The organism is Ruegeria sp. YTSA108 (assembly GCF_059610185.1).
The window spans coordinates 123,779-138,151 of record NZ_JBXWND010000005.1; the positions used below are offsets into that span (position 1 = coordinate 123,779).

Below are 14,373 nucleotides of genomic sequence, written 5' to 3' on the forward strand. Positions count from 1 at the left end.
CCGTCAAATTACCGCAAGTGCATAAAAAAATTTGCACTTACTATGCTTTTTGTTGAAGTTGTTATTCATAAAACTGCCAAAAGTAGAGTATTAAAAACAATTTCGCATTTGTCTGATCAGTCTGTAGGTATCCGGATTTTGGCGACCACCGATCTGCACATGAACCTGTGCAGTTTTGATTATTACGCGGATCAAGACGAACCTACGATCGGATTGACCCGAACGGCCAGCCTGATCCGGCAGGCGCGGAACGAGGCTGAGGCAGACGGAGATATCGTCTTGCTCTTCGACAACGGAGACGCTCTGCAGGGTACACCGTTGGGGGATTGGGCTGCCGATCCCGCCAATGCGCCGCACATCCTGATGCAGGCCTTCGGCAGCCTGGGATATGACGCGATTGGCCTGGGAAACCACGACTTCGGATTCGGGCTTCAATTCTTACAGCACGTTATCTCTGACGCCCCCTGCCCTGTGCTCAGCAGCAATGCCTTGCGCACGAATGGGCCTCAGATCTGGCAAGATCATGTCATTTTGCACAAACAGATCCCTGGCTCGCCGACACCTATGGCCTTGAAAATTGGGGTTTTTTCGGTCCTCCCGCCTCAGACAGCGCAATGGGAGGCGCACAAGCTGCACGACACCCTTACCACTCAGGACATCCTGACTTGTGCGGCAAACAAAGTCAGAAAGCTCCAAGACGAAAATTGCGACCTGATCATCGCGTTGGCCCATACCGGTTTCGGACCGGACAGGTCACAACGGAATATGGAAAACGCGATTATTCCGCTAGCCGAAATCGAAGGTATCGACGCAATAATTGCTGGTCATTCCCATTTGACCTATCCCGCCAAGGCCGGCTCTGAAAACACTCTGGTGCATGGCAAACCAGTTGTCTTACCCGGAACGGCCGGATCACATCTGGGGGTGATCGACCTGAAGCTTCACTCGGCAGAGCGCGGCGGCTGGACCGCTGGCGAAGCCCAGGCGACGCTGCGACCGATATCTGCGGGGCATCCCGACGAAATCGTATCACTGGCGCCTGAAGATCCGGAATTGTTGCATCTGTTTTCCTCGGGTCATGCCGAAACCCGCAGGCGAGCGGGCCAGCCGGTCGGGCGCACCCCGCACCATCTGCACAGCTATTTCAGCTTTTGCACCGAGGACCGTGGGCTGAGGCTGGTCGCCGCCGCCCAGGCTGCCGCGTTACGTCTGTGTATGTCCGAAACCGACCTGGCAGACATTCCGATTTTATCGGCGGTTTCACCTTCGAAATTCGGCGGTCGGGCCGGGCCGCGATTCTATACGGATGTTAAGCCTGGCGAGATATTCCTGCGTAACGTGGTTGACCTGCATGTTTTTCCAAACGAATTGCTGGGTGTCATTGTATCCGGTGATCAAATCGTGGACTGGCTTGAGATGTCCGCAGCTGTTTTCAACCAGATTTCGACCGGATCTGCATCCGAACTTATTTGCGAAAATCGGGTGGGTCACAACTTTGATGTGCTATACGGGCTGTCCTGCAGAATTGATCTGACACAACCTCCGCGTTTCGACGATATGGGCACCTTGATCAACGCCGAATACCGGCGCGTTTCAGAGGTTCTGGTCGGTGCCACCCTCATTGCACCGGATCAGCAATTTGCCGTCGCGCTTAACAATTATCGCGCCAGCGGGGGCGGGCATTTCCCATTTGCGGGTAATGCGCAACGTATCGACATGCCCATCCTGCCGGTCCAGCAAGCCCTGCTGGATTATCTGTCAGGCACCTTGGTCAGCGATCCGCTGGAAGAGGCCCAGGAACCCTTCAGAATCACCAGTAACACTGGTACGCAGGCGATCTTACGCACCGGTCCAAATGCCCACCGACATCTGCAGGACATTCAGGAATTTGATCCACAAGTCCTTGGAACCGACGAAAATGGCTTTTTACGGATTCTTCTGACCTTCTGACGGGTTGTGTTTTTCCGGCCAACTGCCTATATCCACCCTCGAGAGGTTGGCGCGGGCGAGCGCCTCGCCAACCTGGTCAGATCCGGAAGGAAGCAGCCACAACGAGCCCCGCTTGGGTCGATGTCCAACCTCTCACTTACGCGCAACGACTGCCGCAGGAGGGACTTTATGATTGTAGCAATGACCCTTCGGGCAGAGCGTTTCCGGGACTAACACCCGCTCTTGCCTGAACATGTTACCGATGGGTGCGCGTCTGCCACCCTGATGGTTTCCTGTATCTGAACACAGGCAGAACAATGTCCAAAACACTTTCGGACCTGGGATGGTCCTCTCATTTTGCAGCCCAACATGCTGTGAACCCTACCTGCACACCGCATCGCATCAACGCCGTCCATCGTGATCGCCTGATCGGCCTGAATGCGCTTGGCGGCACATCTGATCTGACCCCTGACCGATCAACCGGCGAATTTGCGGTTGGCGATTGGGTCCTTGCGGATGATCAAAACCGCATTCGGCATCTTTTGGAGCGCAAAAGCCTCTTGCAACGCCGGGCCGCAGGCACCGGTGCGCAGGTTCAGCTGATCGCGGCGAATGTGGACGTGCTGTATATCGTCAGTTCCTGCAATGCCGATTTCAATCTGGCCCGGCTTGAACGTTATCTGGCACTGGCGCATCAGGCCGGGTGCTATCCGGTTGTTGTCCTGACCAAGGCCGACAGCTGCCCTGACCCAGAGAGCTATGCCAGTCAGGCCAGTTCGCTGGTTCGGTTTCTGACCGTTCTAACCGTCAACGCGCTGGAGGCGTCAGAGATTGATCCGATCCTGTCCTGGTGCCCTGCCGGGCAAACTGCTGCTTTGGTCGGCTCATCCGGTGTCGGCAAAACCACATTGGCGAACGCCATGACTGGTCAGGCCGGGACAACGGCGGGGATCCGCGAGGATGACGCACGGGGTCGCCACACCACGACCCATCGTGCGCTTCACCCGATGCGAAACGGGGGGTGGCTGATTGATACGCCAGGAATGCGCGCCCTGCGTTTGATGGAAGCCCAAGACGGCGTGGATGAGGTTTTCTCAGACCTTCTTGAATTGGCTGCAAGGTGCCGGTTCTCAGATTGCCAGCACCAGGCCGAACCCGGTTGTGCTGTGCAGGAGGCGATTGCCAATGGCGTGCTTGAGCCCGACCGGCTGGCGCGCTGGCACAAGCTTCGGCGCGAAGATCAGAGGAATTCCGAAACCCTCGCGCAGTCACGGGCACGTGACAAAGCCTTTGGCAAAATGGTGCGATCCGTCATGAATGACAAAAAGTCCCGCAGCAGACACTGAGCGTGACAGAAAGGCGCCTCGTTTTCAGGCAATCAACCGGGGCCAAACCGCCCGGTTTCTGCGGGCAAAAGCGCCAATATGACCGATCTCAGGCGCTCCGAATTCATTCGGAGACAACAGATGTCGCCGCGCCTTTGGTCCATACAGATCGGCAAGCCGCCAGACAGCGTCTGGCGGCACCATCTGGTCGTCCTCGAAGGTGAACAGGTCCACCGGCGTATTCGATTGCGCCCATCTCGCTTCGGGCAGAGCGTCACCGATCTGCGGCACATAATTCTGCGGCGCCGTGCACCAGCTACGCCATTGCCAATAGACCGGACCAGGCAAATCGGCACCGATCCCCACCGCTTTGCCCGGCAGATAGCCCAGCGCATTCACTGCCAGACGCCCATGCACATGCCAGAACATCCACGCCAGCCCGCGATAGGGCCAGGGATGGTCGGACAGAGTAACCAGCCCCGAACATACACAGATCATCCGGTCGATCTGATCAATGTCTGGCTGCACCGGCCCCAGCAAGCCGCCAAGGGAATGACCGATGCTCCACTGCAAAGCGTCCGGGAACCGCCTGCGCATCTCAGCCCGTGCGGCGGGCATGTCGACCAAGGCCCAATCCGCCATGGTCACCTCAGAGGTTTTGAGTTTGTCGCGCAGCGAATGCCCGAAATCGCTGTAGTCATAGGTCAGACAGGCCATACCCTGTTCGGCGGCCAGCCAACGGGCAAAATGCTGGTAATATTCGCGCGGCACTGCAGTTGCGCTGTGAATCACCACGGCGACCTTCGGCTCGGTTTCAGGCAGATACAGCCGCGCCGACAGGCTGGCAGAGCCTGAGGCAAAATCAAAGTCCTTAGTCTGGACGCAGGGCGTGGTATCAAGCATGGCGCTTCCGACAAATTCTGAACTACTCGGTTCACTCAACAATCGGCCCGATTTCGGCCACCAGAGTCAAGATTTCATCAAGATGACCAAACGTCCGGTTTGAACCCCAACAGGTGGCTTGACTCGGGGTCTGCATAGCCGCTAGCGATGTGGTGATGGTTCTTGCCCCGGAAATGGGGCGGGATGAAAAGGGAACACGGTGCGGTCTGCCCCGGCGATGCCGGAAAGGGCCAACTCCGCGACTGCCCCCGCAACTGTAAGCGGTGAGCAATGCCGAAATACCACTGGCCCCAGGGCTGGGAAGGTCGGCAAAGCGACGACCCGCAAGTCAGGAGACCTGCCATCGTATCGAAACCGAAACTCGGGCGGGGTGTCCGGGCAGGTCGTCAGCGCGCTGTCAAACCTGATCCTCACCCTTCGTCCTGCGCGCGGAGGGCGCATTATGATCTGGAAGACAAAAACACACGAATTCACCGCAACCGTCTGTCAGAGGACCGGGAAACCCTGCCCCGCCCTTGCCCGAATGGCACGCGCCATGGCCGAGGCGATGGCGACGGCAAGGCCTGCGACATCCAAAACATTCGAGGTCGAAGGTACCAGCGATCTGACCCATTGCACCGAAGGCTGCACGGCCCGTTTTCGGGCCCAATCAGAACAGATCAGGGTCTATTGCGGCACCAGCACAGACACGCCGACAGAAAAGCTGGACGCCTATGGCGACATGATGTTCGGGCCGGAGTTCATCCAGAAATCCGCTGGTTTTCTGTCAGAACCACCCTGTGCGATGCTCGACGTATCGATCCTGCCGCCGCGCAGCGACAGTATTCCGTATCAAGTGTCTGCCTGATTCAGGGAAGGGTTCGGGCCGGCAACCCGGCCCAGTCCTTTTGCGCGTCGGTTTCCACCGCGCAGGGCCGCACTGCACGCAACCGCCGAAGCGCTTGGTCAGGCGCTTCGCCGCATTCCACCATTAGCCGCATCACAACCATCCCCGAGCGTCCGCACCCACCGCGGCAATGCACCAGCACCTTGCCGCCACTGGCAAGGACATGTTGGGCGGCGGCGCTGGCTTGCGGCCAAAGCGCCTCAACCTCAGGCGTGGGGGCGCCGAAATCGGAGACCGGAAGGTGGACCCAGGCAATCCGTTCGCACTGCAGGTCCGCCTCGAATGAACGCGCGCCGGAATGCTGGAACTCATCCAGAGTAGTCATCGAGATGACCAGGTCCGGCGCCCAATCCCGGATTACTGCGAAATCCCCAGCATAATCGCCCGTGACACCCGGCAGTGGGCACAGAGCGATCTGCCCTTTACCCAATCCAAGAGGGTGAATTGCAAAACTCTCCAACACAGCTCCTTTTCCTGCATCACCACATGGGGCTAAAGCCCCTCATGATTTACCGGCTCTGATACAACTTGCCAAAACGAAATTCCTTTTCGCGCGCGGTGGACGCGGACGGCGGGGGTCTCTACGCTGCAAACCTGACACGAATCCAACAGAGCAGACATGACCGACACGCCCAGCCCCGCCTATCAGGTTCTCGCGCGGAAATACCGCCCGGAAACTTTTGCTGACCTCGTCGGTCAGAACGCAATGGTGCGCACGCTGAAAAACGCGTTCGAGGCCGACCGGATTGCGCAAGCCTTCATCATGACTGGCATCCGCGGCACCGGTAAGACGACCACGGCCCGGATCATCGCCAAGGGCATGAACTGCATCGGTCCTGATGGGCAAGGCAAGCCCACGACCGAACCTTGCGGCCAGTGCGAACATTGCGTCGCCATCATGGAAGGCCGCCATGTCGATGTGATGGAGATGGACGCCGCCAGCCGCACCGGCGTAAATGACATTCGCGAAATCATCGACTCGGTGCGCTATCGTGCCGCCAGTGCGCGCTATAAGATCTACATCATCGACGAAGTTCACATGCTTTCGACCAGCGCGTTCAACGCGCTGCTCAAGACGTTGGAAGAACCTCCTGCGCATGTGAAGTTCATCTTTGCCACGACCGAAATCCGCAAAGTCCCGGTGACTGTTCTGTCGCGGTGCCAACGATTTGACCTGCGCCGGATCGAACCCGAGGACATGATTGGCCTGCTCAATAAGATTGCAGCGGCTGAGAAGGCGCAGATCGCGGAGGATGCCCTGGCGCTGATCACCCGCGCGGCCGAAGGGTCGGCGCGCGACGCAACATCGCTGCTGGATCAGGCAATCAGCCATGGGGCCGGTGAAACCAGCGCAGATCAAGTGCGCGCGATGCTGGGTCTGGCCGACCGGGGCCGGGTATTGGACTTGATGGAAATGATCCTGCGAGGGGATGCAGCAAGCGCGCTGACTGAATTGGGCGGGCAATATGCCGAAGGGGCCGATCCGCTATCCGTGCTGCGTGACCTGGCCGAAATCACGCACTGGGTTTCGGTTGTAAAGATCACGCCAGACGCAGCCGAGGACCCGACGGTTTCCCCTGATGAACGTGCCCGTGGTCAGCAAATGGCCGAGGCCCTGCCAATGCGCGTTTTGACCCGGATGTGGCAGATGTTGCTGAAAGCGCTGGAAGAGGTATCGGCCGCGCCAAATGCCATGATGGCTGCTGAAATGGCCGTTATCCGCCTGACCCATGTTGCCGACTTGCCCAGCCCCGAAGAGCTGATCAAGCGCCTGCAGGACAACCCGCCTCCGCCTCCGAATGGCGGTCCTGGCGGTGGTATGGCCGTGCCCTCTCAGGCTCCGGTACCAGCGGCATCATCTTCTTACGTATCCGCAACTAGCAGCCCCGCCGGCGCGCCGTCGGCCGCTCTGGCCCATGATATCCAATCGGCGCTGGCACGGTATCCGAGTTTTGACCACGTGGTTGAATTGATCCGCACCAATCGGGATGTGAAACTTCTGGTCGAGGTCGAAAACGGGGTGCGGCTGGTTTCTTACCAACCGGGGCGGATCGAATTCACCCCGACACAGAACGCACCCACAGATCTGGCAGCGAGACTGGGTTCGTCGCTGCAACGATGGACTGGCAACCGCTGGGCTGTGTCGATTGTAGCCGATGGTGAGGTTGCGACCATCGCCGAGATTCGAGACGCCGCCGAGCTGGCGTTGAAAGCAGAGGCTGAGAAACACCCATTGGTTCAGGCGGTGCTCATGCAATTTCCGAAGGCACGCATCAAGCGGATTGAAACACCGGAAGAACGTGCCGCCAAGGTGGAAACCGAGGCGCTGCCCGAGGTCGAAGACGAATGGGACCCGTTCGAGGAAGACTGAAACCGTCCCGCCTTACCCAACAGGAAACCTCCCGGGCCCAACGAGAGGAAAGGTCTTGCCAAAGGCCTTGACGACGGGCGGGAGCCAGCTCGGCCCTTGTGCCGCGCCGACCGCGCCCGTATTTAGGCGTCAAACCGGATATTAGGAGAATACCGATGCTCAAAGGACTCGGCGGCCTGGGTGACATGGCCAAGATGATGAAATCCGCGCAGGATCTACAGACCAAGATGACGGATATGCAGGAAGAGCTGAATACCATCATGGTTGTCGGCGAATCCGGTGCAGGGCTGGTCAAGGCAACAGCCACGGCCAAGGGAGAGCTGAAAGGTCTCGATATCGACCCGTCAATCTTTAACGGCGACGACAAGGAAGTGGTCGAAGATCTGATCCTGGCCGCCGTCAAAGATGCTCAGGCCAAGGCCGCAGAACGGTCGCAGGCTGAGATGGCTAAGCTGACCGAAGGTATGGGCCTGCCCGCAGACATCAAGCTGCCGTTCTGATAGGCACTCCAGACGAAATACCGGCCGGGCCCAACTGCCCGGCCCTTATGCAGGAGCAAGCGCAGTGAGTTCGAACAGCGATATCGACAATCTGATCGACCTGATGGCCAAACTGCCAGGCCTCGGCCCACGTTCGGCCCGTCGCGCAGTGCTGCATCTGATCCGCAAACGCGCCCTTCTGCTGACACCGCTTGCGGACGCGATGCAACAGGTTGCCATCACTGCCCGTGAGTGCCTGAATTGCGGCAATGTAGGCACTTCGGATATCTGCGACATCTGCGATAGCGAAGTCCGCGCGACCGGAGAGCTGTGCGTCGTCGAAGACGTCGCCGACCTTTGGGCGATGGAACGCGCAGCGGTTTTCAAAGGCCGCTATCACGTGCTGGGCGGCACCTTGTCGGCATTAGATGGAGTCGGCCCGGATGAGCTGCGCATTCCTCGCCTCAAGGATCGGGTCACAGCCGAGGGGATCACCGAAGTCATTCTGGCGCTGAACGCCACTGTCGATGGCCAGACCACCGCGCACTATATAGCCGATCAACTGGACGGGCAGGTGCGCCTGACCTCGCTGGCGCAGGGCGTGCCGATTGGCGGCGAGTTGGACTACCTGGATGACGGGACGATTACGGCGGCGCTGAGGGCGCGGAAGGAGTTGTAGTTGAGCTTCGACACTTGGTCGAATTCAAATATCAAGTTTACACAAATACTGTATCCAGCCTAACATTCTACGCATCGATTAAGCAGATTTAGAATGCGTTTTTCATATGTTGAGATATATATTGAAGGCCCTGTTCGGATCATCGCGCAAACGATCCAGGGTGGTGCCCTTCCAACCAACTAAACGACCTGCGATCACCGGAGCACGACCGGTTCCGTCAAAGCAGCCGCCCTCGGCTTATCCAACCACACGGACTCTCAAAGGCAAGTGCCACGTAATCGACGGCGACACGATCGTGATAAGCGGCACCAAGATCAGGGTTGCCGGAATCGATGCGCCCGAGCTTGAGCATCCCTGGGGCAAGAAATCCAAGTTTGCGCTGATCAAGATGTGCAAAGGCATGGTGATCACAGCCGAAATCAAAGAAGAGGTTTCCTACGATCGGATCGTCGCCAAGTGCACGCTTCCAGATGGTACTGATGTCGCCGCAGAATTGGTTAAACTTGGACTGGCTCTGGACTGGCCCAAGTTTTCCGGCGGTGAATACGCGCATCTAGAGCCGGGCGATGCGCGAAAGAAACTCTGGCGGGCAGCCGCACGCCAATAGGGAAACATGCGCGCGTTCCATTCCGAAGTAAAACCGAAACGCAATTCCGACTAGCTTTATGGTATCGCAGTGGCCCTGAGGACTTTGGAATAGCAAGGTAGGCCTTAGCCTCGGCACGATCTGGCTATTGAACAGGATGCGGTGGCAACAACGTAGAAGTTGCGATTACCCACCATCTCGCCTTTACCGCAAACCCTAACGAATCGGATCAAAAAGCGCGTCTTTGGCCGCGCAGTCCTTGATCACATCCCGGCCACACGGCACCGGATCAAGTTCGCGCGACAGGCACAGGCGCACCTCTTCGATATAGCCTTGTTTGCAGGTGACGGTGATCATGTTGCGCTCCAGGCCCGGATTGGCCTTCAGAAACGCCTCTTCCACGACCGATGCGGGCAGCTTCACAGATGTGTCCAACTGGCGGAACACCTTTGGGCGCTCCACCGACCTATAGGCCTGCCGCGACAAGATGTAATAGTCCGAAGCGCTGAGGCCCGAGCAGGTGCCGTGCTTCTTCCACTGATGCCAGGCAAGGCCGGAACTGCCCTGAATATCTTCCATTTCACGGGTCATGGTCCGCGTCGGCGGGGCCTCAGCCGTTCGACAATAAGATGGCCAGCCCTGATGGAATTGCGGCCAAAGCCCGTGTAGAATCCAGCCGTGATCATGCCGTACAACGCATTGATCGGACCCACGCGCGTCGCCTTCGCGCGCACACCAGTTCGGCGACCAGCTAAGTGCCAGGACATAGTAGTCGAACTCACCCGGTTTTTCACCCTCGGCCAGCGCCGTCATTGCACTGAAAACCCATAGAACCAGCCAGCGCATTCGCCTCTTCCCTTCTTGCCCTGCCGCGACTATATACAGCCCAAGTTCCCCGACAACGGAAACCTGCCCCAAGATCACGGGGCCGCCGAATTCCGGCGACGGGAAAGATGTATGCATAGGAGACGGGCTGATGGCAAAACCGCTTATGGCCAAGGCAACAGCCGTATGGCTAGTAGACAACACAACGATCAGCTTCAAGCAGATCGCGGATTTCGTAGGAATGCACGAGTTGGAAGTGCAGGGCATCGCCGATGGCGACGTGGCCGCTGGCGTGAAAGGGTTCGACCCGATCGCCAACAACCAGCTTACGCAGGAAGAGATTGATGTGGCGCAGGGCAACCCGCTGCACAAGCTGAAGCTCAAGTTCAACCCCGCTGCCAGTGGCGAGGAAAAACGTCGTGGCCCGCGCTATACCCCGCTGTCCAAGCGTCAGGACCGTCCGAACTCGATCCTGTGGCTGGTCAAGTTCCACCCCGAACTCAGCGACGGTCAGATTGCCAAGCTGGTCGGCACCACCAAGCCGACCATCCAGTCGATCCGCGAGCGGACGCACTGGAACATCTCGAACATGCAACCGATTGACCCCGTCGCTCTGGGCTTGTGTAAACAGTCCGAGCTGGACGCAATCGTGCAGAAAGCCGCCGCCAAGAAAGCCGCTGAAGGTGGCGTCATGAGCGATGATGAGCGCCGCAAGCTGGTTTCGACCGAGCAGTCACTGGAAATGGACGCAGCGCCCAAAATTCCAACGGCGATCGAGGGTCTCGAGACCTTCTCGTTGTCTGATGACTCCCCCGAGGAGAAAGAAGAGCCGATCATCGACGCCGACAGTTTCTTCAACTTGCCCAAAGGCGAGGCCGAGGATGAAGACGAAAGCGATCCGCGTTTCTGATACGCAGACAGCCCCGGTCAAACTGGCCGGGGCTTTTTTGACGAGACTCTGATGCTGAACATACTGTCTGCCATTTTTGGCCCACACCGCGCCGTGACAATCTATGCCTTCCTAAGAACCTGGGGCCTGCTCGCGTTCGGTGTCGTAGGCGTTATCGCGGTTGCCGCAGCCCTGCTGTTGCTGAACGACGACGGCACGCATGAACACGAAGCCTTCATGACCGTCCCGGTTCTGTCCGCCACCGCTATCAACGGCGACCTCAAGAACGGGGTGATTGCCTCGGTACGTTTACCCGACGGGTCCGCGACGTCGATCACTTCGACCGAGGCCCCGATTTCCCAGACCGTCGGCCAAAGCGCCTGTGTCGAAAAGCGGGTCTATGTGGAAAGCGGTGAACCAAGGTATCGCTTCAAACTTCCGCGCTATTGCGAAGCAAGCTGACAAAGCAAAACCGCCCGGTGTCCACACCGGGCGGTTTTTCCTTCAGATCATCTGAAAGATGATCCCTGCGATCACTGCGCCGACTATCCCCAGGCCCAGATAGGTCACAAACACTTTCGGCCTGACCAGCGACCATACCGCAGCCATGGCCGGGATCGAGCTGACCGCACCCGCGATCATAAAGGACATTGCTGCCCCGGCGCTCATCCCCTGCTCCATCAGACCTGCCAATAGCGGCGGCGCGACGTATGAGTTCAGATAGGCCGGCATCCCAACAAGTGCCGCGATGATTATGGGCAACACGCCGTCTCCTCCGACCGCGCGTGCGATCAGATCAGCGGGTACATAATTGATCAGCAACGCCTCGAGAACATAGGCAAGCGCCAGCCATTTCAACAAGAACAGGCCGTTCCGAAAAAACTCGCTACGAAATCTATTCCGGCGCGCAGGGTCATGCCAGAATTTCCAGACCGGTTTGTCCTCTTGCTTAGGTCCACAACTGCCGCATCCAGTTGGTTGGTAGTTCCGCAAAGGTTGGGTCAACACACCGCTGCGCGTCATGGTGCGCACGACGAATCCGCCAAACAGGCCAAGTGCCACTGCGGCTACGGCTTTTCCGATAGCAAAGGGCCATCCCAATGCGCCAGCCGTAATCAATAGCGTCGGCGGGTCGATCAGCGGAGAGCTGAGCCAGAACGCCATAACCGCAGACAGTGGCGCCCCAAGCGCCAGTAAACCAGCAATGAACGGGATGACCTCGCAGGAACAGAATGGGGCCAACCCGCCAAATAGGGCAGCCAAAAGGATCATCCGCGTTTCGCGGCCTTCAAAGGCTCGGGCCACCATGACTTCGGCACCGGTGGCCTTGAGGTATGACAACAGCAGCACAGCAAACAGAATATATTGGCCGGTATGGGCCAGTGCCTTGCCGGCAAATGTTATCACTTCCGTTAGATTCCCTGGGTCGAGTATCGCCACCGCGATCAGAATGGCGACAATCACCGCCCATGGGGTTTTGATCAGGTCGAAGACAGCTTTGAACGGGGCCCGAGGGCTCTGAGTAAGGTCAGCCATCGTTTGCCGCCTTTCCAGTTTCGTCCGCACAACATTCCGACAGAATGAACTGCGCGAGGTTTCTGAGATGGTCATACCGGGCACGGTTGATCGTGGTGCGCCCGATCTTTTCCTGTTCGACAACATCACCGGCCGCAAGAAACCGGAGGTGATGGGCCAGCGTCGACGGGGCAATGCCGGTTCTCTCCTGGATTTCACCTACGGTGAGCCCGGCCTCTCCGGCGCGAACGAGTGTCTTGAGGACTTTCAGTCGCGCCTCTGACCCCATCGCCGAAAATCCTGCTGCAGCGGTTTCCCACATATCCACAACTCCAATAAACTAGTTTTCTAGTTATATAGAGGTATTGAAAGCTACCGTCAACAAATTCTGATCAGAATTCGTGAAAAGAGCGTGAGTCCAGATTGCTCAATCAATAAGGCCACTCTATAAGGTCTTATGGGGATATCAGTTGATACGTTCTTTCTAGAGCTGAATGGGCAAGGCACCTTGCAGGCCCAGATTCAGCAGATGATTGCAGAAGGCATCCTGTCAGGCCGGTTCCATGTCGGAGAAAAACTGCCCTCGTCGCGTAAACTGGCCTCCCATCTGGGTGTCAGCCGGATCACCGTGACATTGGCTTATACCGAGCTGTTGGCCAATGACTACCTGACGGCCCGGGGCCGATCTGGGTACTATGTGTCGGAAAATGCGCCAGTACCGCCTAAATACACGCCCATCCAACGGGGCACTGAGACCGTGGATTGGGACAAAGCGCTGGCCCGCCGGTTTGTAGATTCGGATGTGTTGCCCAAGCCCTGGAATTGGCGGGACTATACCTATCCTTTTATCTATGGTCAGGCGGACCGAACCCTGTTCGATCATGCCAACTGGCGGCTATGCGCAGTGCGGGCATTGGGGCACAAGGATTTCGAATCGCTGACCCGCGACTATGTCGATCAGGACGATCCGTTGCTGATCGAGTTCATCGCCCGCCACACTCTGCCCCGCCGTGGAATCTCGGCCCGCCCCGAAGAAATATTGATCACACTGGGGGCGCAGAACGCACTTTGGCTGGCGTCGCGCATTCTGCTGACTCACAATCACACCGCCGTCATCGAAGACCCCTGTTACTATGCGCTGCGCAGCCTGTTGAACCATTGGGACTGCGCGGTCGTGCCCATTGGCGTGGACAAGGATGGCCTGCCACCCGAGGCGCTGCCCGATGAAACGGATGTCATCTTCACCACGCCCAGCCATCAGAGCCCGACAACCGCAACCATGCCGATCACCCGTCGCCGCCAACTTTTGGATCGTGCCCGGGATCTGGACGCAATGGTGGTCGAGGATGACTATGAATTCGAAATGGCGTTTCTGGGGGCGCCCTCACCCGCGCTGAAGTCCATGGACCGGGATGGACGTGTCATCTATGTGGGCAGCTTCTCAAAATCGCTGTTCCCTGGATTGCGCCTTGGTTACATGGTTGGATCCGAGCCGTTTATCCGCGAGGCGCGCGCGCTGCGCTCCTTGGTGCTGCGCCACCCGCCGGGCCACATTCAGCGCACGGCAGCGTATTTTCTGTCTCTGGGACATTACGATGCACAGATCAGGCGCATGTCCAAAGAGCTGTCCAAGCGGCGGGAGGCAATGGACAAGGCTATCGACGAATACGGGCTGTCGGTGGCGGGGCGCGGTGTGATGGGCGGATCTTCGATGTGGATGTCCGCCCCCGAACATGTCGACATGTCCCAGCTGGCACGCAGCCTGCAAAACCAAAGCGTTCACATCGAGCCTGGTACACCGTTTTTCGCAGGGCCGGATAGGCCACAGAACTTCTATCGGCTCGGATACTCATCCATCGCGCCCGACCGCATCGCTCCGGGCGTGAAGCTGATCGCGGATGCCATCCAAACGCAGTAGCCCGCGTCTGGACCTAATCCGCATTTCGTTTTGGACCTAACGCCATTCGGTCCCTTGGGCCACAACCG

Annotated in this window: 15 protein-coding genes, 1 other RNA gene and 1 riboswitch; of the genes, 11 read left to right on the plus strand and 5 right to left on the minus strand. The window is 58.2% G+C overall.

From position 1 onward, the window contains the following. The first annotated feature begins 108 nt into the window (after window positions 1-108). The 3 genes from AC2FHW_RS09345 (at window position 109) to rsgA (ending at window position 3,275) form a co-directional block, all read left to right on the plus strand. Window positions 109-1,950 carry a 5'-nucleotidase C-terminal domain-containing protein gene (locus AC2FHW_RS09345; RefSeq protein ID WP_496821823.1) on the plus strand — a complete coding sequence of 614 codons (1,842 nt, stop codon included), beginning with the start codon at window positions 109-111 and terminating at the stop codon, window positions 1,948-1,950. Window positions 1,951-1,989: 39 nt separating this feature from the next. After that, window positions 1,990-2,088, plus strand: an RNA gene (gene ffs, locus AC2FHW_RS09350) — signal recognition particle sRNA small type. A 158-nt stretch (window positions 2,089-2,246) separates the two neighbouring features. Beyond that, complete coding sequence (gene rsgA, locus AC2FHW_RS09355; RefSeq protein ID WP_271949782.1) at window positions 2,247-3,275, plus strand: ribosome small subunit-dependent GTPase A; 1,029 nt, start codon at window positions 2,247-2,249, stop codon at window positions 3,273-3,275. Between the two features lie 24 nt (window positions 3,276-3,299). On the opposite strand, the gene AC2FHW_RS09360 is transcribed toward rsgA, so the two are convergent. Next, window positions 3,300-4,157, minus strand: coding sequence for an alpha/beta hydrolase family protein (locus AC2FHW_RS09360; RefSeq protein ID WP_496821824.1), 858 nt, complete (start codon window positions 4,155-4,157; stop codon window positions 3,300-3,302). Between the two features lie 139 nt (window positions 4,158-4,296). Further along, window positions 4,297-4,516: riboswitch (cobalamin riboswitch) on the plus strand. A gap of 83 nt (window positions 4,517-4,599) precedes the next feature. On the opposite strand from AC2FHW_RS09360, the gene AC2FHW_RS09365 reads away from it, so the two are divergent. After that, window positions 4,600-5,004: a hypothetical protein gene (locus AC2FHW_RS09365; protein WP_282021950.1), complete on the plus strand. Its 405-nt coding sequence runs from the start codon at window positions 4,600-4,602 to the stop codon at window positions 5,002-5,004. A gap of 1 nt (window position 5,005) precedes the next feature. Here the strand turns inward: AC2FHW_RS09365 and AC2FHW_RS09370 are convergent, their stop codons facing one another. Continuing rightward, complete coding sequence (locus AC2FHW_RS09370) at window positions 5,006-5,506, minus strand: protein-tyrosine phosphatase family protein (RefSeq protein WP_425595855.1); 501 nt, start codon at window positions 5,504-5,506, stop codon at window positions 5,006-5,008. 156 nt (window positions 5,507-5,662) lie between these two features. Between AC2FHW_RS09370 and AC2FHW_RS09375 the strand changes: the two genes are divergently transcribed. The 4 genes from AC2FHW_RS09375 to AC2FHW_RS09390 all read left to right on the plus strand — a co-directional run bounded on the left by AC2FHW_RS09375 (window position 5,663) and on the right by AC2FHW_RS09390 (window position 9,179). After that, complete coding sequence (locus AC2FHW_RS09375) at window positions 5,663-7,414, plus strand: DNA polymerase III subunit gamma/tau (RefSeq protein ID WP_271949774.1); 1,752 nt, start codon at window positions 5,663-5,665, stop codon at window positions 7,412-7,414. A 155-nt stretch (window positions 7,415-7,569) separates the two neighbouring features. Further along, window positions 7,570-7,914: a YbaB/EbfC family nucleoid-associated protein gene (locus AC2FHW_RS09380; RefSeq protein WP_142636987.1), complete on the plus strand. Its 345-nt coding sequence runs from the start codon at window positions 7,570-7,572 to the stop codon at window positions 7,912-7,914. Window positions 7,915-7,978: 64 nt separating this feature from the next. Continuing rightward, a complete protein-coding gene (gene recR / locus AC2FHW_RS09385) occupies window positions 7,979-8,572 on the plus strand; it encodes a recombination mediator RecR (protein WP_142636989.1) in 594 nt (197 codons plus the stop codon). Window positions 8,573-8,735: 163 nt separating this feature from the next. Further along, complete coding sequence (locus tag AC2FHW_RS09390; protein WP_496708146.1) at window positions 8,736-9,179, plus strand: thermonuclease family protein; 444 nt, start codon at window positions 8,736-8,738, stop codon at window positions 9,177-9,179. A gap of 195 nt (window positions 9,180-9,374) precedes the next feature. Here AC2FHW_RS09390 and AC2FHW_RS09395 read toward each other — a convergent pair whose 3' ends face one another. Then, window positions 9,375-10,004, minus strand: a complete 630-nt coding sequence (locus tag AC2FHW_RS09395; protein WP_496677869.1) for a ribonuclease T2 family protein — start codon at window positions 10,002-10,004, stop codon at window positions 9,375-9,377. A 130-nt stretch (window positions 10,005-10,134) separates the two neighbouring features. On the opposite strand from AC2FHW_RS09395, the gene AC2FHW_RS09400 reads away from it, so the two are divergent. Together AC2FHW_RS09400 and AC2FHW_RS09405 are read left to right on the plus strand one after the other, a co-directional pair. Next, the gene (locus AC2FHW_RS09400; RefSeq protein ID WP_142636995.1) at window positions 10,135-10,893 is read left to right on the plus strand and encodes a DUF1013 domain-containing protein; all 759 of its coding nucleotides are present in this window, start codon (window positions 10,135-10,137) and stop codon (window positions 10,891-10,893) included. A 51-nt stretch (window positions 10,894-10,944) separates the two neighbouring features. Beyond that, entirely contained in the window at window positions 10,945-11,334 is a 390-nt protein-coding gene (locus AC2FHW_RS09405) for a hypothetical protein (protein WP_281973090.1), read from the plus strand. A gap of 42 nt (window positions 11,335-11,376) precedes the next feature. Here the strand turns inward: AC2FHW_RS09405 and AC2FHW_RS09410 are convergent, their stop codons facing one another. Together AC2FHW_RS09410 and AC2FHW_RS09415 are read right to left on the minus strand one after the other, a co-directional pair. After that, window positions 11,377-12,408, minus strand: a complete 1,032-nt coding sequence (locus AC2FHW_RS09410; protein WP_271949736.1) for a permease — start codon at window positions 12,406-12,408, stop codon at window positions 11,377-11,379. Next, window positions 12,401-12,709 (minus strand): ArsR/SmtB family transcription factor, encoded by a 309-nt coding sequence (locus tag AC2FHW_RS09415; protein WP_142637001.1) that lies wholly within the window; start codon window positions 12,707-12,709, stop codon window positions 12,401-12,403. The genes AC2FHW_RS09410 and AC2FHW_RS09415 overlap by 8 nt, the downstream gene beginning before the upstream one ends. 135 nt (window positions 12,710-12,844) lie before the next feature. On the opposite strand from AC2FHW_RS09415, the gene pdxR reads away from it, so the two are divergent. Further along, complete coding sequence (gene pdxR, locus AC2FHW_RS09420) at window positions 12,845-14,305, plus strand: MocR-like pyridoxine biosynthesis transcription factor PdxR (protein ID WP_271949733.1); 1,461 nt, start codon at window positions 12,845-12,847, stop codon at window positions 14,303-14,305. Window positions 14,306-14,373 lie beyond the last annotated feature (68 nt).

What these genes read in the sequence shown, in the direction of transcription:
- rsgA (WP_271949782.1), top strand. Translation starts at nt 2,247, where the DNA reads ATGTCCAAAACACTTTCGGACCTGGGATGGTCCTCTCATTTTGCAGCC.
- AC2FHW_RS09360 (WP_496821824.1), bottom strand. Translation starts at nt 4,157, where the DNA reads ATGCTTGATACCACGCCCTGCGTCCAGACTAAGGACTTTGATTTTGCC.
- AC2FHW_RS09365 (WP_282021950.1), top strand. Translation starts at nt 4,600, where the DNA reads ATGATCTGGAAGACAAAAACACACGAATTCACCGCAACCGTCTGTCAG.
- AC2FHW_RS09375 (WP_271949774.1), top strand. Translation starts at nt 5,663, where the DNA reads ATGACCGACACGCCCAGCCCCGCCTATCAGGTTCTCGCGCGGAAATAC.
- AC2FHW_RS09380 (WP_142636987.1), top strand. Translation starts at nt 7,570, where the DNA reads ATGCTCAAAGGACTCGGCGGCCTGGGTGACATGGCCAAGATGATGAAA.
- AC2FHW_RS09395 (WP_496677869.1), bottom strand. Translation starts at nt 10,004, where the DNA reads ATGCGCTGGCTGGTTCTATGGGTTTTCAGTGCAATGACGGCGCTGGCC.
- AC2FHW_RS09400 (WP_142636995.1), top strand. Translation starts at nt 10,135, where the DNA reads ATGGCAAAACCGCTTATGGCCAAGGCAACAGCCGTATGGCTAGTAGAC.
- AC2FHW_RS09405 (WP_281973090.1), top strand. Translation starts at nt 10,945, where the DNA reads ATGCTGAACATACTGTCTGCCATTTTTGGCCCACACCGCGCCGTGACA.
- AC2FHW_RS09410 (WP_271949736.1), bottom strand. Translation starts at nt 12,408, where the DNA reads ATGGCTGACCTTACTCAGAGCCCTCGGGCCCCGTTCAAAGCTGTCTTC.
- AC2FHW_RS09415 (WP_142637001.1), bottom strand. Translation starts at nt 12,709, where the DNA reads ATGTGGGAAACCGCTGCAGCAGGATTTTCGGCGATGGGGTCAGAGGCG.
- pdxR (WP_271949733.1), top strand. Translation starts at nt 12,845, where the DNA reads ATGGGGATATCAGTTGATACGTTCTTTCTAGAGCTGAATGGGCAAGGC.